A 26,316-nucleotide genomic window follows, 5' to 3' on the forward strand; every position below is an offset into this window, starting at 1 on the left:
ATTTTAACATAGTTTATATATAATGATAATAAAAAAAGAAGGAGTACCACATTTGAAAGTCAAATTCCAAAGCATAATTATATATATATTGCTTGTTATCCTACCGACAATAGGGATTGGTGCTACATTTTATTCGTATCATACATATAAAATGAAACAGGAAAATAAATTATCCGCTCATACAGTTCTCTTTTTATATAGAGATTATTTAGATCATCATCTTGGTGAAGCAATTTCTGCTTTAGACATGCTTGCAAAAGTTGTAGGCACCGAGACTGGTAATATAAACGGCATTAAACAAATTGTACATGATACAGATGGGAACGATGCACGCTTTTCTGGTTTATATTACGCTACACCAGAAGGGGTCATTACAATCGCATCTGAAGATGAATCAAAGCCTATAGATGTTTCAGACCGTAAATATATTCAAGACGTGCTACAAACTAAAAAAACCACTGTATCATCAGTCATTACTGATCGCGTTCTTGGACATAAAGCTATTATGATTGCTACCCCCATATTCAATAAACAGAAAGAGCTCTCAGGATTATTATTAGCTAGTTTACGCTTTGATTACATTTCATCTTCTTTAAATGCCATTAAACCACAATACCATTTTGAGGTAACTGATAAACATGATGTAGTTTTTCTAACCGATGATAATAACGACACAAGTGATACGCATTCTAATATGCTTACTACCCCACTCCAAAGATTAAATTGGAAGGTCTCTGTTTCTCCATTACCTATTCATCAGAAAACCTTATACCAGTGGGTTGCAATAGAGTGTATCGCTACTTTATTTTTAATGTCTGTTTTATTTTTACTTGCTCAATATATGTTGTTAAAACGTCAAACAAAACTTGAAAGACAACAAAACGAACTACAGAAAATTGAATTAGTTGGAACTTTTGCAGCAAGTACAGCACACGAAATCCGTAATCCTCTTACTGGAATTAAAGGACTCGTCGCTCTATTAAAAGAGAAATATAAAGATGAACAAGATCAGTTCTACTTTTCCGTAATTGAACAAGAAATAGAGCGAATCAATGAAATTGTAAGTGAATTTCTTATTCTCGGAAAGCCAACCGCCATCATCGAACAAACATATGATGTAAGAACAATTCTAAATGAGGTAGCATTAATTATTCAATCTGAGGCGAATTTACATAACATTGTATTCCATTTACATTTGCCAGACCATCCTGTTCATATCCGTTGTTCGAAAGACCATATGAAACAAGTGGTTTTAAACATTACAAAAAATGCAATTGAGGCTATGACTTCTAGTGATACACTAACCATTGTAGTAAAAAACAATGAAACACACGCACAATTGCAGATTATAGATACTGGGAAAGGGATTCCACAACATATTCAAAAACACCTCTTTCATCCGTTCTTTACTAATAAAGATACTGGAACAGGTCTTGGACTTGTCATATGTAAACGAATTGTAGAGATGTATAATGGGCATATTTTTATTGACAGTACAGAAAACGAAGGAACGACAGTTCATATCGAAATTCCGTTACACATAGTATAATTATCCTTATCCTATAAGGGTAATTATACTTATTTCATAAAACCAGCGACAAGCATTCGCCAAAAATTATTTGATTTTCCTTCATACCCGATTTGGAAAATAGGTATTTTTATAATTGAAAACCATTTCGGTGTTTGTTTTTCTTTATAACACTGATATTGTAAAATAAGCTTGTCCAATTCTTGACTAACTTGAATTGTCTCCTTACTATTTAGCCCACTTGTTAATCCTAGTTGAATCATTTCTTCACGTTTCATATGAATATCACGTGAAAGCTTTTCTAATGTGTACTTCCTTTTTACAGTAAACATCCATATCCCCCTTATTATACTTCCATGCTCTCAAGTTCACTTCTCCATTGACTTTTTTAACTACTTAATCATATGCAAATTTGAAGAATCAGAAAATTTAACATTTTCTCCCTGTAATTTACAAATCTTTACCCTCACTTTGAGAATTATTACAAATTATTCTATCTTTGTAAATACATTCGCAATAATAGACATTTTTTTCATCTTCTTTTTTTACAAATTCTACGTAAACCGGGGATTCTTAATTTTCCACCTACTTTTCTTCGACATTTTTTGTTTAATTTATATAAAAAAGCAAAACATAATGATGATTGATAAAGTGAAACTTTCATCAGTGTTTTTTGTTCAGCCCCACTGATTATTAGCATTCACCAATCGGGCGTTTATTGGCAGTGAATCTCCCACCTATCCAGCCCAATGTTGAGGTGGGAGTCTTACTACCCACAAATAGCGGGATAACAAGAGAAAGGAAATATTTATATGCGAAAATATACGATTGCATTATTCATCATTGTTTTGTTTTTACCGTCCTTCTTATTTCCTATTCAAGCAACTGCTCATACGAATAAAGTTGCTATTGTCATTGATGATTTCGGCAATAATATGAAGGGGACTAATCAAATGTTGTCACTTCCAATTCCACTAACTGTTGCTGTTATGCCTTTTCTTCCTTCCACAAAAGAAGATGCAATAGCTGCCCATAAGAAAGGCCATGAAGTTATTATACATATGCCAATGGAACCTATTAAAGGTAAAAAAGAATGGCTTGGGCCGAAAGCCATTACAACCGATTTAAGCGATGAAGAAATAAACAACCGACTTGAACAAGCGATTCAAGAAGTTCCGCATGCAATTGGAATGAACAATCATATGGGGTCAAAAGTAACAGCGGATGAAAGAATTGTTCGCCTTATACTTGCTGCTTGTAAAAAACACGGTTTATTTTACTTAGATAGTAAAACGAATCCTAAGAGTGTCGTCCCAAAAATCGGAAAAGAATTAGGAGTTCCTATTATTGAAAACCAACTATTTTTTGATGATGTGTATACAGCAGGACATATTTCAAAACAAGCCCAATTACTCATCAAAAAAATTCAAGAAAAACCCATTATGGTAGCTATCGGGCATGTGGGCCCCCCAGGTGAAATTACATCACGCGTTATTGAAACTTCTATCCCTAAAATTCGTGAGCATGCAGACTTTATTTTTTTATCTGATCTAGCATTATCCCCGCCTCCTGTTTCAAAATAAAGTTCATTACTCACATATAACCAGCCCTCACCAATCGGGCTTTTACGGGAAGCCCCCCATTGCTTTCACTGAATTTTGAGGTGGGGATCTTACCGCCCACAAATAACGGGACAAAAAAGTACCTATCTGTATATAACAGATAGGTACTTTTCTTTTTAACTTAAATATAATCTACATGACTCACTCTGAATCCTTTTTTCTCTATTTTTCCGATTAATTGCTTTAATCTTGTTTCATCTAACTCATCTGATATATTTACAATAACCCGACGGATATATTGATCACCGTTATCGAGTGTAAACAAACCACCGATATTATATGCTTTTAACAATGTCCCAAGCTCTTTAATCGTCCCCTTACAATCTTGTGTTGCAATTGTTAATATATAACCACCTGTTCGCATACCAAATGAATCTTCAATAACATCAAATATATTCGAATGCGTTAACATACCGACAAATTCATTATAATCATTTAGCACGGCTAAAAACGGAAGCCGACGAATTACATAAAAGGCTCTGAAGAAGGAATCCTTTTCAAAAATAAATGCATTGGAATTGTCAAGCATATCTCCTGCACTTACATGATCTAATCCGCTATTGCATTTTTTTTCTAATAAATCTACTTTATAAATAATCCCCATGAATTTCTTCTCATCTTCTGCTAATACCGGGATGGCTCGAAATCCCGTTTCGTTCATCATTTGCAGTGCCTCTTCACCAGAATCATTTATTTTGCAAAATGTTACTTGCTGCTTTGGCAGAAAATGATATTTAACTCGCAAAATATGTTCCTCCTTACATGTCAACATGTAATCTATATATAATAAGGAGACCTATATTTTATGAGTGAAATTATTTTTAAAACGCTTTCATTTATTTATTAACTTGTATCCATATCACATACATTTTTATATAACAGAGCTCCTTGCGCCCTTAATCATTAATAACTTTACATGATAGTTCATTAAATATTCTATACCCTCTAGCCATTTTTTCGATTCTTCTGGCGTTTTCCCCCACACAATCATGCCGTAATTATGAACAAGAACTACTCCTCCACCTTCAATGAAATTCGGAACATTACTTTCTAATAAATCAGCGAATTTTTTTTCATCTTCTACAATTGGAATTGTCATTTCTGTTATACCTTCTTTTCCGAAAACACGCTCCACACTGCGTTTATCGAACGTTACTTCTCCTTCTTCTCCATATAACTCTGATATTAAATGACTATCTACAGTCTGCACTTGTAAAATACATCCTGCACTACTTTTTTTATAAATATCTGCATGCATAAATGACTCTGCAGCTGGTTTTTCTTCATTTTCAAATACTGACTCGCACATGCAATTTACGACAATAAAATCTTCTTCCGAAAATAGCCCTTTATCTCTTCCCTCAACATTTACTAAGAATGTTAACGGCTCTTTTGACGTACATAGCGATAAACTAATTTTGGTGCCATAAAACCAATCACGAAGTGCCAATTCAGATTTCACATCTTTTAATTCATTCCATCTCTTCAGAAAAAATAACATTTCGTCACCCCCGGCATAATATTCATATAAGGTTCGAATCCTTTCTATGTAAAAGGAATATTTTTTGATTATTCTAAAAATTAATTGAATTATCACATGAGAACGCTTTTTTGTCAATATAGTTTCGTGGTTCTTCTTTAAAATAGGCTATTCATATGTCTATACTCCTATCTATTTCCTATTTCATTTTGCACATAAAAAAATACGCTATTCTTTAATTAAAGAATAGCGTATTTTCCTCATTTTTTATCCCGCTATTTACCGGGCAGTAAGACCCCCACTGATTAAAGTTTCACTTTATTTCTTTATTGCATTATATAAAAACTGTGCGTATTGTTCACGTGTTACGAAATTATCTCCTAAAAAGTTCCCTTCCCCGTCACCTTTTGATATTTTATTATCTACTAAAGCTTTCACATATCCTTTCGCCCAATGGCCATTTGGTATATCTTTAAAGTTCTCTGCACTATTTTCATTTTCTTTTAACTGAAATACTCTTTGTAGTACTACTGACATTTCATATCGAGTTAATACTCCATCTGGACGGAATGTATCATTTCCATACCCTGTCATAATCCCAGCTTGAACTACTGCATCAATAGCCGTTTCATACATATTTCCTTTCGTATCTGTAAAGGTCGTTTTTGGTTTTAGATTATTTTCTAATTTTAAGTACCTTTGTATTAGAAGTGCTACTTGTCCACGAGTAATGTTATCCCCAAATCCAAATTCACCATTTCCATAGCCTATAAATAACTTTTCTTTCGCTAAGTAATTAATTGCTTCTTCTGACCAATGTCCTTTTGGCACATCTTTAAACTCTACCACTTCTGTTTTCTCATCTTCTTTAGATGTATTACCGTCTTTACTTTCTACTACATTTTGAATAACAGATCCTGTAAAGAAGATTCCTGTATCCGCGAATGGATCTTTCACACCAAATTCATATACTTTCTCACCTGGTGTACTCCATTTCACTACACCATTACTATACGTACCGTTATCGCTCTTCAGACGGATTTTCGTAGAAACCTCACCATCTTTTTCATATATAGGTACTTTTACTTCTTTATTTACTTCTGTTTCCTCTAAAAATACTTTTTGATTTTGGACATTAATATAAGCCGTCTTACTTAGTTCTATAACTGGTCGGACATCACGGATTTCATTTGCAACAAAACTTAGAAATACTAATTTTTTCAAATTGCTCACTGGTGATAAGTCTGAAATATAATTCGCTTCTAAATCAAGCTTTTGTAAGTTTACTAGACTTGATAATGGCGTAATATCCTTTAACTCATTGTTAGGTAAGTGTAATTGTTTTAACTGTGTCATCTTACTTAGAGGAGTAACATCTTTTATTTCATTTTTCCCGATCCACAATTCTTCTAATTGCTTCATTTGCTCAATGCCGGATAAATCTTTAACTTTATTACGTGTTAATACTAAATCTGTTAAAGGTAATGAATATAACGCTTTAATATCTTCAATTTGATTACCTGCTAAAGTTAAGTATGTTACATTTTTCAAAGCGCTTAATGGAGCAACGTTCGTAATTTTATTATTTGCTAAATTCAAGTAATCTAGTTGTTCCATTTTCGCTAATGCTGTTACATCTTCTATTTGGTTGCCTGATAGATATAAACTTTTTACATTTTTCATTTCAGTTAGTGGTGCAACGTTTGTAATTTTATTATTACTTAAATCAAGAGATTCTAAATTATCCATCTTAACAAGTGGCGTTACATCTGCAAATTCATTACCACGCAAAGCTAAATGATTTAATTGCTTTAAGTTCGCAAAGAACGACGGGTCTTTTATCTTCGCATTCGCAACTGTTAAAGATTTTAAATTTGGCATATATTTTAATGCACTATAATCAAGTATCTCATTTGTATTTAAAAATAAATCCTTTACTTGTAATAACTCTTCTTTCGTAATTGGTGTATTTAAATCTTTTCTATTAAATACTTTTTTATTCACAAGTTCTCTTAATTTGTTATCTGTTATCATATTTTGATTATCAACTGGAGTATCCGTTTCCGTATTGCCTGAATTAGAGTTATCATCTGATTTCTCTGTTTCTTTGTTACCTACAGTTGGATCTTTAATTTCAAATTGAACTTGATATTTGTGATCATATCCAATAGCTGGAATAAGTATATGCATTTGCATATTGTGCTTCTTCTCAAACTCGCCAATTTCAAATTGGACTACTTTCGTTCCGTTCTTCCTCTTATCTTCTGATAAAACCTTCACATCATGAAATACACCAGGCTGGTTTCTATCTTCTATTCTAAGATATTGAAAATAATCGCTATCTTGCATTGTTACAGTGACAATTTTTTTGCCAGCTGCAATCGTTACTTTAGGATCTTTTATATATTGAGAAACCATAGATGGCTCGTCTTTTTGGTCCTTATATATTTTAATTTCAGTATCATACGTGCGATCACTCGCTGCTGCTACCGATTGATTTGCTTCAACTTTTAATGCCGCTAATGCTGGAGTAGAATACGTAGCAAATGGAATCGCTAATGTTGTCGCTACTACTAGCGCCTTCATATAATTTTTTTTCAAAATAATATCCCCTATCATATATAATTTTTATAATTGATAACCCTTATCAATTACACACAAATAAATGATAATGAATCTCATTATCATTGTCAATGAGAATATTACATTAAATTTATATTTTTAAAGATAAAAAATAAAAAGCCCTTTATTCAAAGGGCTTTTTTACCTATCGTATGAAGAATTTCACTTTTTTCCTTCTCATTGATGATACCAATTTTTTGCAAAATATTCGCGTACAATACAAGTTTATTATATATTCGTTCTGACATGTTCTCCCTTCTTTCCTTCGACCAACTTTTTTTGTATTGGTAAATTATATGAAAGAGATGAGAAAATGTGTCCACTTTTTGCATAAATGCAAATCTTTTATTTTACGATTTGCAGACAATAAAACTCCCTCCTAAAAATTAGGCGGGAGTTTAGGTACTTTCACTTTATTTAACAAACTGTCCACTGAATATTATGCTTCATAAGTTCTTCTTCAAAACTATATGGCATTTTTTTATCACAAATTACATGTTGAATACGTGAAAATGCTGCTATACGATAATTCCCTTTCACGCCTACCTTCGTATGATCACATAAAATATATGTCTTCTCAGCTAATTTCATCATCGCCTCTGACAATTTCGCTTTCTCTAATTCAAAGCTGGAAACTCCAAAACTAGGTAATAACCCATCAATCGAAACGAACGCTTTATGAAAATGGAATTGCTGTATTACTTGCTGAGAAATAGACCCTGATACACGCGAATGCTTTGGAGATACTTTTCCACCTATAAATAAAACTTCACCGTGAAACATCTTTTTATTAATAGAAGAAATTAATTGTGTTGCGACTGGAAATGAACTTGTTACAATCGTTAAGTTTTTACGATGAACAAGGTATGGAACCATTTGAAGCGGTGTACTTCCATCATCAATTGCAATGACATCACCATCTTCTACAAATGTCGCTGCTTTATAACCAATTCTTTTCTTCTCTTCTATATGTAACATTTCTCTTTCTAACATCGGTGCCTCTACCCCAGCGCCTGGAAGTTGAACAGCTCCACCATACACTTTTTTCAGCTTCTTTTCACGATCTAATTCTTCTAAATAACGACGAATCGTTTCTGTTGATACAGCAAATTCTCTCGCTAATTCTGAAACCTTTACTTTCCCTTTAAATTCTACCTTTTCAAGAATGGTTCGCTTTCTTTCTTCTCCTACTACAGACATAGCTTCACCTCATTTATATCTCCCTCATAAACTTCCTTACTTATACAAAGTTATAATTTTCTTTGTAAGTAGAAACTTCTTCATGAATATGAATACCGCGCTTTGCTAGCTCATCAAAAATTAATTGTGGATTTTCAAAAGCTTCTTCAGGCGTAACAACACCCACCCTATTTACATTTCCATTTGCAATTAACTCTGCGGCAATCCCAAATGGAATACCGACGTTTCTTGTATACGCTCTTAATTTTTCCCATCCTACAACAGAACCATCAGATAACGGATGTGTATGATATAACACATGTCTTTGCTTCTCATTATTTTTCATACCTATTACTTCTACATGAAGTGCATAACCATAAAGCTCTGTTTCTTGTCCTTCTTTCGATTGCAATAAATACTGTGAAATACAATCCATAATGCCTATTTCTTTCCCGTTTATTTCAATCTGATCATTACGCAATATGCCGTAATCATATAAAGCACGTACAAGTTGCATATTTTGCTTTGGCCAAGTTCCTCTCGTCTCTATCAGTTTGACACCTTTATTTTCTAGTGCCTTTGCTAACGTAATCGTTTCAGAATGCGGAATGATATACTGCGTTTCCTTACCATAAGGCGCTGGCAATTCTATTTCTCTCGGACGCGCAAACGGAAGTACTTGTTTAAATTCACCATCTTCATACACTGTACGCGATGGTAAATGTGGATCATATTCATATGTCGTTGTCTCTGTAATTGAAGCAGAAAAAGCAATCGGACGATACGAACCGTGACTTACGCGGACAGACTCTACAGTATCCAGTTGATTTGCTGCATGCATTGCCATCATTTGCGTTACACCTGGCGTCATGCCAAACCCAGGCAAACATGTTTTTTCATTTTGAACAAATATAGCATGCGATTCATTTTCTTCACCAAATCCATTTAAGTTCACACCGTGGCAGCCTGCTTCTGCAATACAGCGAGTCGACAATCCGTTTAGCTTTATCGTCGTACCGTCCAATACAATGTCATAACCTTTCATTTTTGCAACCGTATCCTCGTGATTCGTTACATCTACTTTTACAAAATCAACACGAGAATCGTTGAGCCATTCTACTACTTTACGGCCTTCTTCCTCGTTAAAATCGGCTACAGTAATCGTCTCAAAAGATGAAAATTGAACTAAATCCAAAATAGCTTCACGACAAATTTTACCTGCTCCCCCTAAACAAAATACTTTCACCCAATAACAGCTCCTTTAGCAATACTATCAACTAAGCGATTAATATCTTCTTCATGTACATCACCTATATTTCCAATCCGGAACGTATCTACTTTCGAAATTTTCCCAGGGTAAATAACAAATCCATAGCATTTTAATTCGTTATATAACTGTTGAAACTCGAACTCCCCTTTTGGATAAATGAAAGATGTAATAATAGGAGATTGATATTTCTCATCTACTAGTGGCTTAAATCCGATTTCTCCCATTCTATTCACTAGTAGTTTTTGATTGTTGTAATATCGATTGTAACGCGCTCTTACTCCACCCTCTTTTTCTAGTTCAAGTAGTGCTTGATAAAAAGCATGTACAACATGTGTAGGTGAAGTAAAACGCCATTTCCCATTTTGTTTTTCCATCGTTTCCCATTGATCATATAAATCAAGAGATAAAGATCGTCCTTGCCCTTTACACTTCAATAATTCATCACGTTTTGCGATTACAAATCCGAATCCAGGAACCCCTTGAATACACTTATTCGCACTACTAATTAAAAAATCAATTTGTAAATCAGCAATGTCTATTTCAATCCCGCCGAAACTACTCATCGCATCAACAATTGTAACCTTTCCATACTGCTTTCCTAATCTACATACATCTACAATTGGATTTATAATGCCTGTCGTTGTTTCACAATGAACAACTGCAATATGCGTAATCTCTTTATCTTCTTGCAATAACTTTTCTACTTCTACAATATTAGTAGGTTCCCACTCTTCTGTTTGGCTGACCACTACATCAATCTGTAACATCTCTGCCATTTGTACAATGCGCTTACCGTACGCACCATTTGTACAAACGAGAAGCTTCCCATTTCCCGGAATAACAGAACCAATTACTGCTTCAACTGAAAACGTACCGCTTCCTTGCATTAACACTGTTGTATATTTCTCTTCTTCCTTCGTCGCTAACGATACAAGTTTAGCTCTTACTTCTTGCACCATCGTATTATATTCAACATCCCACGTACACCAATCGTATAGCATAACTTCTTTTACGGATTTTGTTGTCGTTAATGGTCCTGGTGTTAATAATAAGTAGTGATTTTCATTCATGATCCCGTACCCCTTTTATGAAATAATAAGTTCTTGTTTCTCGATATGTTCCATTACGTTTTCGAGCTCCTGCATCGTTTCAATCGTAAAATGAGCCCCATTTTCAACAAACCGATTACGAACTATTTCTATTTTTTCACGAAGCTCTACCGAATCCATACTCTCCACTTCCGCTTCCGTTAAACCGAGCTCACTACTTCCAAGAATTACACCAACTGTCCACATTCCAGCATTTCTACCTTCTTTCATATCTGATACTGTGTCCCCTACTTTTATCATATGGTTCATCGGATACACACCAAGTTCCATAGCATTTTTATAGCACATCCATGGGTATGGGCGGCCTGCTGGAACATCATCTGGCGTAACAAGAAAATCAGGTTTATATCCTTGTAACGCTGCTTCCTTTGCTACAATATCCATCATTTCTCTCGTATAACCAGTTGTTGAACCGATTTTAATGCCTCTCTCACGTAAAGAAGCGATTACTTCTTTTACCCCATCAATCGGCTTAGCATAACTTGGCAAAATAGAAAAGAGAATTTCTTCAAACTCTTCATACATCTCATGAATGTCTGCTTCTGTTGGTAAGTGACCAAAGACACGCTTCCACTCATCCGCAATACGAGGCATTTCTGTTAGTGCCCTTACATGATCTATTTTTAATAATCCCATTGGCTTACGTGCTTCTTCTGCTGTAATTTCAACGCCGCGTTTATGAAAAATCTTCATGAATACTTCTAGTGGTGCAAAACATCCGTAATCAACCGTCGTGCCTGCCCAATCAAAAATAACTGCTTCAATTTTCATTCTGTCCATCACCCTTCTTACTTATCTTTTTTGCCATTGTGAAGTTCGGTTACGAAGTGCTTTCGTTCCCCATTCATATACAACTCTCACTACAATATTTGTAACAACAATAAGTACACTCATTGCAGCTGCTGGCGCTACATTTCCTGCATCATCCATATTTACGATTGATACGGCAGCTAGTTTAAAATCAGCTGCATATAGGAACACAACTGCCGATACAGTTACCATTGAATTTACGAAGTAGTACATTACCATTTCTAAAATTGCTGGTAAACACATTGGTACTGTTACTCGGAAGAATGTTTTATAAAACGGAATACCCATCGACTGCGAAACAAGCTCAAACTCTCGGTCTAATTTCTTTAAGGCAGTCGTTGCCGTGACAAATGTTACAGAATAAAAATGAATGATATTTACTAGTACTAATACAGCGATTGTTCCGTATAAAGAATGAAACGGATTCGTTACTGATAGTCCAAGAATTTGAATCGTTGGTTGACTAAAGAAAAAGACATATCCTAATCCGAGTACTAAACCTGGTATCGCTAACGGCACTATAGAGAAAAAGTAACCTGTTTTTCTAAAAAATTGTAGCTGGTCTATTTTCTCAATTGCATATGCGAATACAAATGTTAAGATCGCCCCAATAACTGCTGTAACTGCTGAAACAATTACGCTATTTTTAAATGCTTCAAGTCCATCTCCTGTTAAACTTGAAAAATTAAAATGCTCAAATGTAAAACTCATATTATATGGCCATACTTTCACACTTGCAGCAATACCAACTGCAACAAATAATAGAATGATCATAAGGGTAATCACACTACAATATATGAATGAGATTACATCTCTTTTCTTATTAGCTATTATTCTGTATGGTACTGCTTTTGAAGATAAGAAATTCGCCTGCTTTCTTTGCGTAATACGATCAACTACAAATGCGAATATAGCTGGGATTAATAAAATCATTCCGACAGTTGCACCCATCGGCATATTTTGCTGTCCAATTACTTGTTTGTATACGTCAGTAGCAAGCACATTATATTGCCCACCAACAATTTTTGGTGCCCCAAAATCAGTAAAACTAAGTGTAAACACAACAAACATTGCACTAATTAATCCGTACTTTACACTAGGTAAAGTAACCGTGAAAAATTGCTTTGTTTTACTGGCTCCTAACATATTAGAAGCTTCATATAAACGATAATCAGATCCTTGAAAGGCAATTAGCAATATGAGAAAGGCTTGCGGAAATGTATACATAACTTCAGCTATTACAATTCCTACTGGTCCATATAAAGGGATTTGTATACCTTCAAATAAACCAAACATTCCTTTCGTTACTAGCCCTTGATTACCAAATAAATATGTAAGTGCTATACCGTGCATCATCGTTGGTGCAAACAATGGTAATAACGCTACATACTGAAATACGCGCTTTCCAAAAACATTCGTACGGGCAATTGCATATGCGTAAACGAATGCGATTGCAACTGAAATAATTGTTGTTGCGCCCGAAATCCATACTGTATTTTGTAAAGACTGCACTAAAGTTGGTGTTGTGAAATATTTACTGAAATTCGCTAAACCAATGAAAACTCCATCTTTATTATAAAAAGCTTGTGTAAATAGTTGTAATAGCGGTAATACAAGTATGATAAGGAAGGAAAGAATCATACCGATAATTACGAGCCTTTGGATCCATTCCTCTTTCCCTATACTTCTCTTAATCTTTTTTTTCGTACTTTCTACCTTATAGTTTTCTAACATCTCCATCTATACAATGACCTTCTTTCCATATGACAACATATGATTTTCTGAGAAAGAGATTTGAATCGGCTTTCCTTTTCTAATAGCCGTTGCTTCTACTTCTGATGCTAATATATCCACTACAATTTTCTCATTATAAAGGTGTGTGTTTTCTTCTACGACTCGCACTTCCGTCCGATATACAGATCCGCGAAATTCCATACTTTCCACAACTGTTTTAATACCGTCCTTTTGTACAATTGTTACATGTTCAGGACGAATTGCATGTTCTTCGTTATTTTTCGAAAAGAAATTAATAGAACCAATAAAATCTGCCACAAACGGATTGGCTGGTCTTTGATAAATCTCCTCTGGTGTTCCAATCTGCATAATTTCCGCATGATTCATTACAACAATTTTATCAGCCATCGTTAATGCCTCTTCTTGATCATGCGTTACCATAATCGTCGTTATTCCTATTTTCTCTTGCAAATCACGCATTTCCCTACGTAATTTTTCACGCACTTTTGCATCTAAAGCTGATAACGGCTCATCGAGTAACAAAATATCTGGAGACAGAGCGAGCGCACGTGCAAGTGCTACTCGCTGCTGTTGTCCACCAGACATTTGAGCAGGATATTTATCTTTTACATTCAGCAAATCTACAAGTTTTAACGCATCTAGCGCTTTCTCTTTCACTTCTGCTTTCCCATATTTTTTTGTCTTTAAGCCGTATTCAATATTTTCAAGTGCTGTTAAATTCGGAAATAAAGCATACGATTGGAAAACCATTCCGAAGTTTCTCTTCCCAGGAGGCAATGCTGTAATATCTTTTCCATTCACAGCTATACTGCCAGTCGTTGGTTCCTCTAGTCCCGCTAAAATGCGAAGCAACGTCGTTTTCCCACAGCCACTCGGGCCTAATAAACAAACAAACTCATTTTTGTTCACAGTAAAAGAAATATCTTTTAACGCTGTAAATGCATCAAACTGTTTTTGAATGTGTTGAATTGATAAATATTCGCTCATTTTTCTCTCTCCCACTCACTTACTTTTTCGGTTCTGCTTTTTGGCCAAACTCTTTTTCCCATTTTTCTAAAATTTTGTCACGATTTTCTGCTGCCCATTTAAAGTCATTCTTTTTATATAATTTTTCAGTAACATCTTTCGGGAATCCCTCTGGAAGTTTATAATCATTTTTAATTGTCGCAAATCCATTTTTCTCAAAGTATAACTTCATTACATCATCAGTAATTGCCCAATCTAAAAATGCTTGTGCTAATTTATCATTTTTCGCATTATCTTTCTTAATAAGTGCGTTCGCTTCTACTTCCCACCCTAATCCTTCTTTCGGCAGTACAACTTCAACTGGTGCACCTTTTTGTTTCTCTTTTAAAGCACTATAAACCATTGATACACCGACTGGATATTCACCTGCTCCTGCTAATTTCGCTGGTTTTGATCCTGAATGCGTATAACTTGCCATATTATCATGAAGTTTCTTCATGTAATCCCAGCCTTTATCTTCACCCATGATTTGTAGCCATGCAGAAACTGTTAAAAATCCTGTTCCAGATGATGCTGGATGTGGCATAACAAGTGTTCCTTTATACTCTGGTTTCGTTAAATCTTCATATGATTCTGGCATCAGTAAATTTTTCTTCTTTAACTCTTCTTTATTTACAGCAATCCCCGTCATAAATGCAGTATTTCCTACCCATTTTTCAGGTTGCTTATCATCTTTAAATTGTGGAAGAACACGATCTGCTCCTTTTGGAGAGTATCCTTTTAACATATCTTTTTTATCTAAAGCTAATAGACTTGATGCCGCAGTTCCCCATACAACATCTGCTTGTGTATTTTTCCCTTCAGCTAGCAATTTCGCAGTAATAACTCCTGTTGAATCACGTACAATGTTCAATTTCACATCAGGATATTTCTTTTTAAAGGAATCAAGATAAATTGGTACAAGCTCTTCTTCAATTGCTGTGTAAACAGTTAATGATCCAGATAATTTGTCATCTTTCACTTTCGCTCCAGCACTTTCTTCCTTCTTTGCACCACACCCCATTAATAACGAAAATACCATTCCAGTCGCTACAGCTTTAAAGATTGTTTTTTTCACTGTTTCTCTCTCCTTTTACAAATCTTATGTACAACTCAAATATAAACAACTAGTGTAAAAGCAGTATTAAACCAACATTAATCTTTTGTTTGTTGTTTGTTTTTGTGTAATACGTTGCTACTTCTATGTTTTTTCGCATTTTTCTGCTAATAGAAAACACTAAATTTACAAATAATTAAAAAAACCTTTATAATCCCACAAAAAAATGAGGCGTTTGTAAAAAACGCCTCATTTTTGTTTCCCTTTTTTTGAATTACGATTAGCATACTTTGCGCTATTTTCTCCTTCATACTCTAATGCAAATTCTGCATCTGGTAAGCTTTCTTTCGGAGTTTTATTATTATTGATTGCCGCATTTTGTTTCACTTTTCTTTTTACCAATACATTCACCTGCTCTCAAGAAATCACTTTCTACTCTAGTTTGAAACAACTTAAAATAATTATTACTGGCAAGTGTTAACAAGTACATAAGGGGCGTTAGATGGAAATACTACATATGAAGAAATCATTATAAAAAGGAGCGATAATTTTGAAGAAAAAAGAAAAGATTCAATCACCAATTTTAGACGAAACGCTCCCGCATCAAATGAATTTTCCATCTTTTAAAGGAACAGGAAAAACGATGCAACAACCTTTTGTGAATCAATATAATGTTGTAATTGGAGACAGTAAATATAATTCCGAGAACAGTCCGCTTAACAATTGGAGTGATGAAGTAGATCCTGCCATTATGGCTGGCGATGAGTGGATCCATCCGACAAATGATATTGGGTGGATTTCAGAAGAAAATCAAGAGTTACTAAAAAACGAAGTGGATAATAAAAATGAAGCTTTTATGCATCCACAATTTGGCATTAACGACTAAAAAACCATTCTACCTAACGTAGGTAGAATGGTTTCATACTATCCAATAATAATCCGCTCTTTCGGGTATTTATAGCGAGGTGGTTGTTCCCTTCCACCACTAGCTAAAATAAATGTTAAAATACCAACGCGTCCGATAAACATAAGCACAATGAGTACAAGTTTCCCAACAGTTGTTAAATCAGGCGTAACACCTGTTGATAGTCCCGTCGTTCCGAAAGCAGAACAAACTTCAACAATTAAGCTCATAAGCGGTACATTTTCCGTAATAGATAAAATGAATAGCGCAGTAGCACATAACAAAATCCCCATCGTCATAACGACAGATGCTTTTAGTACATCCTCTTCATGTAGCTGACGTTTGAAGACTCTAACTGTTCTACCGCCCCTTGCAAAGGTGTATAGTGACAATATACTAACAGCAAATGTAGTTGTACGTATTCCGCCCCCAACCGAACTGGGAGATGCCCCTATAAACATTAATATACTCATAAATAAAAGCGTCGGTTGTGACAATTCACGTATATCCATCGTAGCAAGTCCACCACTTCGCGTCGTCACAGATTGGAATAATGTATAAAATACCGTTTCATGCCATGACTTTCCTACTAAAAAGTGATTTCTCTCCAGTAAAAAAATCATAATTGTACCAACAACAACGAGTGCAAAAAATGTTGTTGTCGTCAATTTTGTAAATAATGAAAAACGAAATAATTGTTGTCCTCTTTTACTAAGGAATTGTTTCACTTCCATTAGCACAGGGAAACCAATCGCTCCTAAAATAATTAGTAACATATGAATCATTTGAACAATATAATCTTTTTTATACGGAATTAACGATTGTCCTGTTAAATCAAATCCACCGTTCGTAGTCGCACTAACTGCTGCAAAGAAACCGTGAAAATAAGCTTCTTGCCAAGTCGGAAAGTAAAGTAAAAATCTTGTACCTAATAGGATTGCTCCAATAAGTTCTATCGAAATAATTACAATTAAAATAGAACGCATCAATTCTACAAGACCCGATAAATTTCCTTGATTATGGTCTGCCATAATTAATCTTCTTCTTTGCAAACCAATCTTTTTCCCCGTAATGATCCAAACAAATGTACCAAGCGCCATAATTCCTAAGCCGCCTAATTGTAAAATAAGGGCTAAAACAATAATTCCTGCTGTAGTAAACGTATCTGAAATCGTAATAACAGACAGCCCCGTAACACTTACCGCACTAACCGATGTAAAAAGGGCATCTATAAATGTCCATTTCACACCAGGTTTCGTAACAAACGGTAAACTAAGCAAGATTACCGATACAACTACTGCTAATAAATAAAATAAAACAATGAGTTGTACTGGACGTAATTTTTGTAAAAACTTTTTTATATCTCTCATTCCATCACTTCGCTACCTTTTTTCTATCGATTAAATAAAGAAAAATCTTCCCTTTCTTTATTTGTAAATAACTGTTCAAATAATTTGGCAAAGACCATTCCATATACAGTTCCATTACCTCCATACGGCAATGCGTAAAATAAATTATGTATCTTTTCGTCTTCTTTTAAAATGGGGAGACCATCATGAGTACCACCAAATGCGGCTGCCCAATAGTAGTCTGCCTGTATATTTTTATACTGCGGGAACATCTCTTTTACAATATTAATAAGGATATCACGCTTATGCAATAATTTCGTATCACCGATTGTTTGAATTTGCATCGCTTCATCTAATCCGCCTACAATAATGCGGTTTCGATACGTTCGAAAATATAAGTAAGGCCGTTCCGTTTCCCAAATTAACGATCGCTCATGCCAGCCTTCAAACTGATCTATTTCATTTGTTACAATTGCATAAGAAGTTTCTACTGTTGTATTTTTTTCTTTCTTTCCAAAAAGCGCTTCATAACCTGTCGCCATAATAATATTCTTTGCTACAATTTGATTTCCTGTTTTCGTGTAACAAATTAAATCATTTTGGCGTTTTTTTATATGTATTGCCTCTGTATGTTCATATATATTAGCTCCTATTTGGTTTGCTTTATGCAAAAAACTATGCACTAATAAATACGGATTCACCTCAGCATCACCTTGCGTATATAACGCTGCTTGTTTTGCAAAAGAATAACGTTTCTTAATATCAGCTTCTGTAAAATATTCAACTGGAAATCCATAATTCTGTAACGTATTATATTCCTCTTGTAAAAATGAGACATCCTCACTTTTACTTGCATAATATAAACTATTTCGCGGAATAAAATGGGGATCAATATCAAGAGTCGGTATAACCTCTTCCATTGTTCTTAGCGCTTCATAACAAAGCTTATATGCTCGTACCCCTTTTTCTTTACCAAATGTATGGATAAGGGAGGTTAACGATTTATCATGAAGGAATTGTAGTAAACCTGTATTAGCAGCTGTGCTACCACACCCAATTGCTCTTTTTTCAATAAGCGTAACACTCATGCCAATTTTCGCTAACGAATGCGCTATATGAGCACCAGCTTCGCCGCTTCCGACTACTAGCACATCACATATCATATCATTTTCTAACAGTGGATAACAAGGTACAGAAACTCCTGTATTCCAAAACAACTTACCGTTCATAAGTTTCATAATTATACTCCTAAAATATAAGTTTCTCCTTTCTATGTTTTGTTATTTTCCATAAAAAAATCCAACTAACATAGGCTAGTTGGATTTTTTATTTTTAATTAGAACGCTCTTCAAGCCAATTTCCAATCGTCGGATATGTTTGTTTTACAGCTGTTCCACCGTAAACGATAGACATATGCCCTGTCGGTAAACATACATATTGTTTATCTGTGCTAGAAATATGGTCTAGTAATGCTTCTACTTGACATGGCAAAGCGATATGATCACGTTTCCCGGAAATATTTAAGACATTCGCCTTAATATTTGCAAGGTCTACCTTTTGTCCGCGAATAACGAGTTCACCCTTAACCAGTTTATTATTTTGATAAAAATCACGAATCCACTGTCTGTATGATTCACCTGGGAACGGAATACCATCACCAACCCACTTTTGAACCAATCTCCAGCTTTCGACGAAGCGCTCATTCTCTGAACGATCTACTAAAGCAACATATGGACCGACAAAGTTCGTAATTGGTTTTAACATTTTGTTTCCGAAATCAATCATTTCTGGCGGAATATTTCCAAATGTATCAACCGCTTTATCTAAATTGAAGTATTTCTCATCTAACAAAGGACCATACAATCCTGTTTCAGAGAAATCAAAAGGACTTGTCATGAAAATTAAATTACGAATTGGCATGTGCGGATGAAGTGCTGCATAAATAGAAGTTAGCGTTCCACCCATGCAATAACCAAGTAAAGAAATCTCGTCCGATTTTGCAGTTCGCATTACTTTTTTTACTGCTTTTGCAATATAATCAAACACGAAATCATCAAATTTCAAATGACTATCTTCTAAACCAAATGTGCCCCAATCAAGCATATACACATCAAAACCACGATCCACTAGATATTCCACTAAACTATTTCCAGGAGTTAAATCCATAATATATGGTTTATTAATAAGAGCATATATTAACAGAATTGGAACTCTTTGTGTTTTTTCTTGTTTTGGAATGTAGCGATAAAGCTTCGTCTTATTCTTCGTCCAAATAACCTCTTTCGGCGTTAATCCTACTTGCGGCTCTGGTTCACGTAATAAAATTTCACTCGCCCTTTTCACTCGGCGGTATGCTTTTCGGTACTCTTCTGGGTATAGCTCTAATTGCTTTTCCCATTCTGTTGCGAATGTAGTCATTTTTTTATCTCCTTTTTGGTCGATTTCCTTCTTAAAAAAGAAGTGCATTCCTGCTATGGATATGCACTTTTTTCTTACTTCATTACATATATAATCCGCCGTTAATGTTTAATTGCTGACCTGTGATATACGCACCGTCACGGCATAGGTATACTACACCTTTTGCAATTTCATCAGCTTGACCAAAACGTTTTTTCGGGATTTTTGCAACGATTTTTTGACGTACTTCTTCTGGCACTTCTGCTACCATTTCAGTATCAATAAATCCTGGGCAAATTGCATTTACAGTGACATTTGTTTTTGCAAGTTCTAACGCTAATGATTTTGTAAATCCTAACATACCCGCTTTTGCTGCTGAGTAGTTTGTTTGGCCAAATCCACCTGCTTGACCAATAATAGAAGAAATGCTAATAATTCTTCCTTCTTCCGCTTCCGTTATGTATGGAAGAACCGCGCTTGTCGTATTAAATACGCTACTTAAATTCACGTCAATTACGCGCTCCCAATCTTCACGATTTAACTTTTTGAATGTACGATCTCTTGTAATACCAGCATTATTAACAAGAATATCAACTTTACCAAAATGATTCACAGCTTCTTCTACAAGTCGGTTTGCATCTTCTACTTTTGAAACATCCGCTTGCACTGCATAAACGTCATGTCCGTCTTTTCCTAGTTCATTTACTAAGTTTTCAGCTGCTTCTTTACTGCTATTATAGTTAATAACAACTTTAGCGCCCTCTTGTGCTAAAGCTACTGTAATTGCTTTTCCAATCCCTTTTGCTCCACCTGTTACGATTGCTACTTTGCCATTTAATTGAACCATTTCTTTTCCCCCTTAAATGAATTTGTGAACGATTGTTATGAATCATTTTGGTACTCATACTGTAGAGTCCCTATATAATTATGTTTCGCCGTTTACATGTGAAAAGAGATTCTCCCTCTCTCTTTTTCCTGTTATAAACAAGCGCTTTTATCATTTTTTATTTTCCGGCTTATTCGCAGGCTTTATCTCTTCTTTTACAGGTACTTGTAGTTTAGCTAGTACTGCATTTTGCTTTTCTAGCAATTCTAAAATTTGATCTACTTTTGTTTCAAGCGTACGAATATCTTGTTTCACTTTTGTCACATCACGCTTTAATGTAGGAGCTTGTCCTAAAGAATCTACTTTCTCCTCTAGAAACTCCTCAATGTTATCTACTTTATTTTCTAAGTTAATAACAAGCGTAGCCACTCTTGCGATATCCTCTTTCGTCGGCACATTTACTTGTTCTAAATAGTTTTTTGTCGTATCATTTAATGCTTTTTGATAAAACAAATTCAAATCTAGAACGCTGCCCATCCAAGCAGAATATTCTTCTGTTTTAATTGTTTCATTGAGCGCTTTTCCCCAAAATGTTTCGGTTTGTTCATAAGCATTTTTCCATGCTTGTAGTGGATCGAATTTTTGATCAATCACTTTACCTACACTCCCTTTTTCTTTTTTGAAACAATTCAACCTATTCACTATTTTCTAATATTCTGAATAAAACTTCAAGTCTATATTTTATTTTTTTCTATTTTCTAACAAATGTGTTGACTTTAAAAACAGATAGGTGTAAATTGCACTTATAAGCAAAAAATTCCATCTAACTGATTCATGAGGTGATGCACAATCATGCTACAAAATGAACCAGAACAACGCGAAAGTTTGGAGAACAACCAAGCGAAACAACCAAACTCCATGCCAAAAAACTTCTTAGTTCCCTTCTTACTTCTCTGTCTAAAAGACTGGAGTCTTCATGGTTACAAACTTATTCAAATGCTAATGGATATCGGCTTTTCTTCTGTTGACCAAGGTAATGTTTATAGAACACTACGCAAATTAGAAAAAGAAAACCTTATTTCTTCTACTTGGGATACAAGCGATGGAGGGCCGGCAAAAAGAATTTATTCTTTAACTGAATATGGAGAGCAATATTTAACAACATGTGCGACTTCTTTTGAACATTATCAAAATATGTTGCGGACGTTTTTCACGTTATACACCAATGCATTCTTTCCATTTTCTACTTCTCCAGAAAAGGATGAAAAGGATTCTTCATCTTCACCTGGTGGTACAGCAGAGTAATCTGCGTTCACAATATGCAAAAAAACATTTGGGGGTCAAACAATGGAAACTAAACCATACGAATTAGTCGATGCATTTTGGAAAAACTGGTCTCAATCACTTTCCCTTTTTTCTTCAGCTGGGAAACAATTAGAGCAACTTACTTTAGAAACATTAAAACAACAACAAGACGCTTTGCATAAATTAACATCAGGAGTAGATGAACTAGAAAAAGAACTACAACAAATCACTGCTCAGTTCAATAACCAATATACAGATTACGTGAAACAATTAACTGGTAACTCCTTAAATGATCAAATTAACGAGTGGCAAGACAAGTGGAAAGAACTTTCTGCTCATATGCAGCAGCTGACTGTTTCTCCTACAAAAACATCTTTGTCAATTCTTACACAAACAAGCGGTCAATTTGAAGAAACAACAAAACAATTTATTGAGCAACAACAATTACAACGTGAAGAGGCTCAAAAACAGTTAGAGGGTTTTTTGGAAGAGTTCAAGTCAAAACAGTTGGAACTCGCAAAAAAGTTCGAGGAAAACTCAAAAAATCTATTTACTTCCATCAAGTAAGAAAAATGTGGGAGCTAACTGCAGCACAAACAAAACTCTTTCTTCCTCCTACTACATCAAGATGGCTAACATTTTTCGATATGGAAAAGAAGGAGGACAAAATGAATCCATTTCAAGAAGCACAAACTGTTCCGGAGCTTCGTTATGATGAGATTCAAGTCGGTGATCAAGCATCCCTTACAAAAACAATTACAGATGAAGATGTTATTAATTTTGCAAAATTGACTGGAGATGTGAATCCTATTCACATTTTAGATTCTTTTGCAAAAACGACAATGTTTAAAGAACGTATTGCTCACGGTATGCTCGTTTCGAGTTTTATTTCTACTATCCTTGGAACGAAACTCCCAGGCAAAAATACGATTTATTTATCCCAAAATGTTTCATTCCGTGCCCCTGTCAAAATCGGTGATACACTTCGCGTTGTGGCAGAGGTTATTAAGAAGCGTGACGATAAAAAAATCATTACGTTGCAAACAAACATATATAATCAATCAGATGATATTGTCGTGGAAGGAACAGCGACAATACTAAAAAAAGAGTAGCAAAGTTGCTACTCTTTTTTTCTATCCAAGAACTTCTAATCGCACCGATTACTTCCGCGTATGAGTATGTCATTTCCACATAAAATAACGTTACCAGTTTAGATAAGAACTTAGCTGAACTGGACTACTCATAAGGATGTGTATCAACATGGTAAAAACAAACAAATTATTAGTTCCAGGTGCAGAACAAGCGCTTGAACAATTTAAATATGAAATTGCACAAGAATTTGGTGTAAGCTTAGGTTCTAATACAGCATCTCGTTCTAACGGTTCAGTTGGCGGTGAAGTAACAAAACGTCTTGTTGCTTTAGCTCAACAACAATTACGTGGATAATTATATAACATATGGCTTAGAGGCAGATATTATCTGCCTCTTTCTATTTTCAACATACATAATAGTGCTTTTTCACATACTAATCAAAGCAAAACGAAAGGAGCAATATGTGACATGAAACGGATTAATATTAGCATGAGCCCTCCCCGCGTTCTTACTTTATCTTTTATTGTATTATCAGTTGTCGGCACATGCTTATTAAAACTGCCAATTGCTACGACAACGTCCATTTCATGGCTCGATGCCTTATTTACAACCGTTTCCGCTTGTACTGTTACTGGGCTTGGTGTTGTGGATACTGGAAAAGTGTTTACTTTATTTGGACAATGTGTCATTTTAACGCTTATACAAGTTGGCGGGCTTGGCATTATGAGCTTTGCGGTCTTAATTGCTATTATGCTCGGAAGAAAAATCGGTCTTCAAAACCGTATTTTATTACAACAAGCATTAAATCAAACGAATATCGGCGGCGTTATCCGTCTTGCCAAAGCATTATTTTTATTCTCTTTTACAGTCGAATGTATCGCTACTTTAATTCTTTCTTTTGAATGGGTACCCAAATATGGGGTTGCCAAAGGGATCTATTATAGTTTTTTCCATTCAATCTCAGCCTTTAACAATGCTGGTTTTTCTGTGTGGATCGATAATTTAATGTCCCATTCTCATAGCATTCTTGTCAATTTCGTCATTTCCTCTCTCATCATTTTAGGTGGAATTGGTTTTACAGTAATTGTAGACATAAAAAGAAAGAAAAACTTTAAAAACCTTACACTACATTCAAAACTTATGCTCACTTCTACTCTAATCGTCAACATTATTGCTACCCTTTTTATTTTTATATTCGAGTTCCATAACTCCCTTTCTATGAGAGGTTTTACCCCATTTGAAGAAGGAATGGCCTCTTATTTTCAAGCAATTTCAACACGAACTGCCGGGTTTAATACTGTTGATATTTCTACATTGTCAAAACCTTCCCTCCTATTAATGATGCTCCTTATGTTTATTGGTGCTGGTAGTGCTTCAACGGGTGGTGGGATTAAGTTAACAACATTTTTAATCATATTTTTTGGCGTATTTAAATTTTTACAAGAACAAGAGGATATTGTCGTATTTAAAAAATCCATTAAAGATACTCTCATTGTCAAATCATTAACCATTACTATTATTTCCATTTCATTTATCTTTTTTGCTATTTTAATTTTGAGTATTACTGAGCGAGTTCCTCTATTGATGAGTGCTTTCGAAGTATTTTCAGCATTCGGGACTGTTGGCCTCAGTATGAACTTAACGCCCCACTTAACTATAATCGGAAAAGCTATTATTATCTTTATGATGTTTTTTGGGAAAATGGGGCCTTTAACATTGGCTTTTTCATTTGCTCGTAAAAAGAACCGGAAAATAAAATATCCTAATGAAGATATTTTAACAGGTTGACAACCGTATCAATTATCCATATAATGAGAATACAATAACATATCTCCAAAGGGGAGTAGCGTCCAAGAATATTTCTTGGAAACAAAGTCGTCATTACGTAGAACTTAGTTCTTCCGGCTTTGTTGGCATTTTTATTACATATGTCTAGCAAGACCTTTGCCTATTAACGGCAGAGGTCTTTTTTGTATTCATTTCCAAATTCTTCCAAAGTTAATAGGCAGGAGTATGGGGAAACTAAATAGTGGGGAAATTCTTCACTTATTTAGAACTTATAGAGATGAGAGGAGAATGTACATGGATGTATCATTATTATTGGAGTATGGTTGGGTATTACTCATCCTAATTGCACTTGAAGGGATTTTAGCGGCTGATAACGCTCTTGTTCTTGCAATTATGGTAAAACATTTACCAGAAGAAAAACGAAAGAAAGCACTATTTTACGGATTAGCGGGGGCATTTGTTTTCCGATTTGGATCGTTATTTATGATTTCGTTCTTAGTCGATGTATGGCAAGTGCAAGCAATCGGTGCCATCTACCTTATGTTTATCGCTGGTAATCACTTATTTAAAACATATGTTAAAAAGAATACAGATGAAGAAACAGAAGAAAAAGAAGCAAAGAAAAAACAAGAGAACTTCTGGTGGACTGTATTTAAAGTTGAAGTTGCTGATATCGCCTTCGCAGTTGATTCAATTTTAGCTGCGGTTGCACTAGCAATGACTTTACCAAAAACAGGATTAGGTACAATTGGTAGTCTAGATACTGGGCAATTCGTTGTTATCTTTGTAGGTGGACTTATCGGATTAATCATTATGCGATTTGCAGCAACTGCATTCGTGCAAATCTTAAAACGTAAACCAGGACTTGAAACTGCAGCATTCTTAATTGTAGGTTGGGTTGGTGTGAAGCTAGCAGTTTATACATTAGCACACCCTGCATTAAATGTAATTCCACATTCATTCCCAGAATCCACTCCGTGGAAGCTTACATTCTGGATTGTATTAGTCGGAATCGCAGTTGGTGGTTGGTTCTTCTCAAAAGAAGTAGAAGTAAAAGTAGAAAAGAATTTAGACGAAAAAGCGCTGTAATTACAGCGCTTTTTCTTTTTCCTTTCTTCCTCTCAATGTCCAGAAAAAATTCCATTATACTACCTTTTGTAAACGTTTTCTTAACGTATGTATGTCCTTTTTGTGAAACATTGCACAAACTTATTGAAA

26 protein-coding genes and 1 riboswitch are annotated in these 26,316 nt (G+C 34.9%); of the genes, 9 read left to right on the forward strand and 17 right to left on the reverse strand.

Translation table 11 applies throughout. The features are described 5' to 3' along the window. Window positions 1-52: 52 nt before the first annotated feature. Window positions 53-1,549, forward strand: coding sequence for a DUF3149 domain-containing protein (locus tag CQ064_RS02745; RefSeq protein ID WP_000865057.1), 1,497 nt, complete (start codon window positions 53-55; stop codon window positions 1,547-1,549). A gap of 29 nt (window positions 1,550-1,578) precedes the next feature. Here the strand turns inward: CQ064_RS02745 and CQ064_RS02750 are convergent, their stop codons facing one another. After that, the gene (locus CQ064_RS02750; protein WP_000495527.1) at window positions 1,579-1,860 is read right to left on the reverse strand and encodes an aspartyl-phosphate phosphatase Spo0E family protein; all 282 of its coding nucleotides are present in this window, start codon (window positions 1,858-1,860) and stop codon (window positions 1,579-1,581) included. A gap of 480 nt (window positions 1,861-2,340) precedes the next feature. On the opposite strand from CQ064_RS02750, the gene CQ064_RS02755 reads away from it, so the two are divergent. Next, entirely contained in the window at window positions 2,341-3,111 is a 771-nt protein-coding gene (locus CQ064_RS02755) for a divergent polysaccharide deacetylase family protein (RefSeq protein WP_001234111.1), read from the forward strand. Window positions 3,112-3,271: 160 nt separating this feature from the next. Here the strand turns inward: CQ064_RS02755 and cbpA are convergent, their stop codons facing one another. From cbpA to CQ064_RS33310, 11 genes are all read right to left on the reverse strand, one after another. After that, window positions 3,272-3,895, reverse strand: a complete 624-nt coding sequence (gene cbpA / locus CQ064_RS02760; protein WP_001264203.1) for a cyclic di-AMP binding protein CbpA — start codon at window positions 3,893-3,895, stop codon at window positions 3,272-3,274. A gap of 126 nt (window positions 3,896-4,021) precedes the next feature. Then, window positions 4,022-4,651, reverse strand: coding sequence for a class II aldolase/adducin family protein (locus CQ064_RS02765; protein ID WP_000896010.1), 630 nt, complete (start codon window positions 4,649-4,651; stop codon window positions 4,022-4,024). Between the two features lie 297 nt (window positions 4,652-4,948). Then, on the reverse strand, window positions 4,949-7,249 hold the full coding sequence (locus CQ064_RS02770; protein WP_003269926.1) for an NEAT domain-containing leucine-rich repeat protein: 2,301 nt from the start codon (window positions 7,247-7,249) through the stop codon (window positions 4,949-4,951). 420 nt (window positions 7,250-7,669) lie between these two features. Beyond that, complete coding sequence (locus CQ064_RS02780) at window positions 7,670-8,452, reverse strand: DeoR/GlpR family DNA-binding transcription regulator (RefSeq protein ID WP_000117666.1); 783 nt, start codon at window positions 8,450-8,452, stop codon at window positions 7,670-7,672. Window positions 8,453-8,492: 40 nt separating this feature from the next. Beyond that, window positions 8,493-9,677: a saccharopine dehydrogenase family protein gene (locus CQ064_RS02785; protein ID WP_000862169.1), complete on the reverse strand. Its 1,185-nt coding sequence runs from the start codon at window positions 9,675-9,677 to the stop codon at window positions 8,493-8,495. Then, window positions 9,674-10,771, reverse strand: a complete 1,098-nt coding sequence (gene phnW, locus CQ064_RS02790; RefSeq protein ID WP_001004785.1) for a 2-aminoethylphosphonate--pyruvate transaminase — start codon at window positions 10,769-10,771, stop codon at window positions 9,674-9,676. Before phnW ends, CQ064_RS02785 begins: the two co-directional genes overlap by 4 nt. A 15-nt stretch (window positions 10,772-10,786) precedes the next feature. Then, window positions 10,787-11,581, reverse strand: coding sequence for a phosphonoacetaldehyde hydrolase (gene phnX / locus CQ064_RS02795; protein ID WP_000687382.1), 795 nt, complete (start codon window positions 11,579-11,581; stop codon window positions 10,787-10,789). A gap of 21 nt (window positions 11,582-11,602) precedes the next feature. After that, window positions 11,603-13,360: a putative 2-aminoethylphosphonate ABC transporter permease subunit gene (locus CQ064_RS02800; protein ID WP_000425530.1), complete on the reverse strand. Its 1,758-nt coding sequence runs from the start codon at window positions 13,358-13,360 to the stop codon at window positions 11,603-11,605. After that, window positions 13,361-14,362 (reverse strand): putative 2-aminoethylphosphonate ABC transporter ATP-binding protein, encoded by a 1,002-nt coding sequence (locus CQ064_RS02805; protein ID WP_000006196.1) that lies wholly within the window; start codon window positions 14,360-14,362, stop codon window positions 13,361-13,363. Window positions 14,363-14,381: 19 nt separating this feature from the next. Continuing rightward, window positions 14,382-15,458, reverse strand: coding sequence for a putative 2-aminoethylphosphonate ABC transporter substrate-binding protein (locus CQ064_RS02810; RefSeq protein WP_000750891.1), 1,077 nt, complete (start codon window positions 15,456-15,458; stop codon window positions 14,382-14,384). A 228-nt stretch (window positions 15,459-15,686) separates the two neighbouring features. Further along, entirely contained in the window at window positions 15,687-15,839 is a 153-nt protein-coding gene (locus CQ064_RS33310) for a hypothetical protein (protein ID WP_000240799.1), read from the reverse strand. Window positions 15,840-15,987: 148 nt separating this feature from the next. On the opposite strand from CQ064_RS33310, the gene CQ064_RS02825 reads away from it, so the two are divergent. Beyond that, window positions 15,988-16,323: a DUF3905 domain-containing protein gene (locus tag CQ064_RS02825; RefSeq protein WP_000726028.1), complete on the forward strand. Its 336-nt coding sequence runs from the start codon at window positions 15,988-15,990 to the stop codon at window positions 16,321-16,323. Between the two features lie 38 nt (window positions 16,324-16,361). Here CQ064_RS02825 and CQ064_RS02830 read toward each other — a convergent pair whose 3' ends face one another. The 5 genes from CQ064_RS02830 to phaR form a co-directional block, all read right to left on the reverse strand. Then, window positions 16,362-17,711 carry a TrkH family potassium uptake protein gene (locus tag CQ064_RS02830; protein WP_001204706.1) on the reverse strand — a complete coding sequence of 450 codons (1,350 nt, stop codon included), beginning with the start codon at window positions 17,709-17,711 and terminating at the stop codon, window positions 16,362-16,364. 23 nt (window positions 17,712-17,734) lie between these two features. Then, entirely contained in the window at window positions 17,735-18,928 is a 1,194-nt protein-coding gene (locus CQ064_RS02835; RefSeq protein WP_000772527.1) for an NAD(P)/FAD-dependent oxidoreductase, read from the reverse strand. Between the two features lie 94 nt (window positions 18,929-19,022). Beyond that, window positions 19,023-20,108, reverse strand: coding sequence for a class III poly(R)-hydroxyalkanoic acid synthase subunit PhaC (gene phaC / locus CQ064_RS02840; protein ID WP_000206336.1), 1,086 nt, complete (start codon window positions 20,106-20,108; stop codon window positions 19,023-19,025). 82 nt (window positions 20,109-20,190) lie between these two features. Continuing rightward, window positions 20,191-20,934: an acetoacetyl-CoA reductase gene (locus tag CQ064_RS02845; protein ID WP_000250407.1), complete on the reverse strand. Its 744-nt coding sequence runs from the start codon at window positions 20,932-20,934 to the stop codon at window positions 20,191-20,193. Between the two features lie 150 nt (window positions 20,935-21,084). After that, entirely contained in the window at window positions 21,085-21,567 is a 483-nt protein-coding gene (gene phaR / locus CQ064_RS02850; RefSeq protein ID WP_000566941.1) for a polyhydroxyalkanoic acid synthase subunit PhaR, read from the reverse strand. Between the two features lie 198 nt (window positions 21,568-21,765). On the opposite strand from phaR, the gene phaQ reads away from it, so the two are divergent. The 6 genes from phaQ to CQ064_RS02880 all read left to right on the forward strand — a co-directional run bounded on the left by phaQ (window position 21,766) and on the right by CQ064_RS02880 (window position 26,187). Further along, complete coding sequence (phaQ, locus tag CQ064_RS02855; protein WP_000939954.1) at window positions 21,766-22,218, forward strand: poly-beta-hydroxybutyrate-responsive repressor; 453 nt, start codon at window positions 21,766-21,768, stop codon at window positions 22,216-22,218. 42 nt (window positions 22,219-22,260) lie between these two features. Next, window positions 22,261-22,785, forward strand: coding sequence for a polyhydroxyalkanoic acid inclusion protein PhaP (gene phaP, locus CQ064_RS02860; RefSeq protein WP_000448592.1), 525 nt, complete (start codon window positions 22,261-22,263; stop codon window positions 22,783-22,785). 101 nt (window positions 22,786-22,886) lie between these two features. Continuing rightward, window positions 22,887-23,330, forward strand: coding sequence for a MaoC family dehydratase (locus CQ064_RS02865; protein ID WP_001067916.1), 444 nt, complete (start codon window positions 22,887-22,889; stop codon window positions 23,328-23,330). Between the two features lie 148 nt (window positions 23,331-23,478). Next, window positions 23,479-23,664, forward strand: a complete 186-nt coding sequence (locus CQ064_RS02870) for an alpha/beta-type small acid-soluble spore protein (RefSeq protein ID WP_000241212.1) — start codon at window positions 23,479-23,481, stop codon at window positions 23,662-23,664. Window positions 23,665-23,778: 114 nt separating this feature from the next. Then, window positions 23,779-25,098, forward strand: a complete 1,320-nt coding sequence (locus CQ064_RS02875; protein ID WP_000822355.1) for a TrkH family potassium uptake protein — start codon at window positions 23,779-23,781, stop codon at window positions 25,096-25,098. A 38-nt stretch (window positions 25,099-25,136) separates the two neighbouring features. Continuing rightward, window positions 25,137-25,302, forward strand: a riboswitch (yybP-ykoY riboswitch). Window positions 25,303-25,392: 90 nt separating this feature from the next. Beyond that, window positions 25,393-26,187 carry a TerC family protein gene (locus CQ064_RS02880; RefSeq protein ID WP_000383326.1) on the forward strand — a complete coding sequence of 265 codons (795 nt, stop codon included), beginning with the start codon at window positions 25,393-25,395 and terminating at the stop codon, window positions 26,185-26,187. Window positions 26,188-26,316 lie beyond the last annotated feature (129 nt).

The sequence above is a fragment of the Bacillus sp. MYb78 genome (assembly GCF_002975115.1).
Taxonomy (GTDB): domain Bacteria; phylum Bacillota; class Bacilli; order Bacillales; family Bacillaceae_G; genus Bacillus_A; species Bacillus_A cereus.

Excerpts from the sequence above, each read along its gene's own strand:
- CQ064_RS02870 (WP_000241212.1), top strand. The coding sequence starts at position 23,479 with ATGGTAAAAACAAACAAATTATTAGTTCCAGGTGCAGAACAAGCGCTT.
- CQ064_RS02830 (WP_001204706.1), bottom strand. The coding sequence starts at position 17,711 with ATGAGAGATATAAAAAAGTTTTTACAAAAATTACGTCCAGTACAACTC.
- phnX (WP_000687382.1), bottom strand. The coding sequence starts at position 11,581 with ATGAAAATTGAAGCAGTTATTTTTGATTGGGCAGGCACGACGGTTGAT.
- CQ064_RS02770 (WP_003269926.1), bottom strand. The coding sequence starts at position 7,249 with ATGATAGGGGATATTATTTTGAAAAAAAATTATATGAAGGCGCTAGTA.
- CQ064_RS02780 (WP_000117666.1), bottom strand. The coding sequence starts at position 8,452 with ATGTCTGTAGTAGGAGAAGAAAGAAAGCGAACCATTCTTGAAAAGGTA.
- phaP (WP_000448592.1), top strand. The coding sequence starts at position 22,261 with ATGGAAACTAAACCATACGAATTAGTCGATGCATTTTGGAAAAACTGG.
- CQ064_RS02805 (WP_000006196.1), bottom strand. The coding sequence starts at position 14,362 with ATGAGCGAATATTTATCAATTCAACACATTCAAAAACAGTTTGATGCA.
- CQ064_RS02835 (WP_000772527.1), bottom strand. The coding sequence starts at position 18,928 with ATGAAACTTATGAACGGTAAGTTGTTTTGGAATACAGGAGTTTCTGTA.
- CQ064_RS02800 (WP_000425530.1), bottom strand. The coding sequence starts at position 13,360 with ATGGAGATGTTAGAAAACTATAAGGTAGAAAGTACGAAAAAAAAGATT.
- phaC (WP_000206336.1), bottom strand. The coding sequence starts at position 20,108 with ATGACTACATTCGCAACAGAATGGGAAAAGCAATTAGAGCTATACCCA.
- CQ064_RS02750 (WP_000495527.1), bottom strand. The coding sequence starts at position 1,860 with ATGTTTACTGTAAAAAGGAAGTACACATTAGAAAAGCTTTCACGTGAT.
- CQ064_RS02880 (WP_000383326.1), top strand. The coding sequence starts at position 25,393 with ATGGATGTATCATTATTATTGGAGTATGGTTGGGTATTACTCATCCTA.
- phnW (WP_001004785.1), bottom strand. The coding sequence starts at position 10,771 with ATGAATGAAAATCACTACTTATTATTAACACCAGGACCATTAACGACA.
- CQ064_RS02755 (WP_001234111.1), top strand. The coding sequence starts at position 2,341 with ATGCGAAAATATACGATTGCATTATTCATCATTGTTTTGTTTTTACCG.
- CQ064_RS02845 (WP_000250407.1), bottom strand. The coding sequence starts at position 20,934 with ATGGTTCAATTAAATGGCAAAGTAGCAATCGTAACAGGTGGAGCAAAA.
- CQ064_RS02765 (WP_000896010.1), bottom strand. The coding sequence starts at position 4,651 with ATGTTATTTTTTCTGAAGAGATGGAATGAATTAAAAGATGTGAAATCT.
- CQ064_RS02865 (WP_001067916.1), top strand. The coding sequence starts at position 22,887 with ATGAATCCATTTCAAGAAGCACAAACTGTTCCGGAGCTTCGTTATGAT.
- CQ064_RS02875 (WP_000822355.1), top strand. The coding sequence starts at position 23,779 with ATGAAACGGATTAATATTAGCATGAGCCCTCCCCGCGTTCTTACTTTA.
- phaQ (WP_000939954.1), top strand. The coding sequence starts at position 21,766 with ATGCTACAAAATGAACCAGAACAACGCGAAAGTTTGGAGAACAACCAA.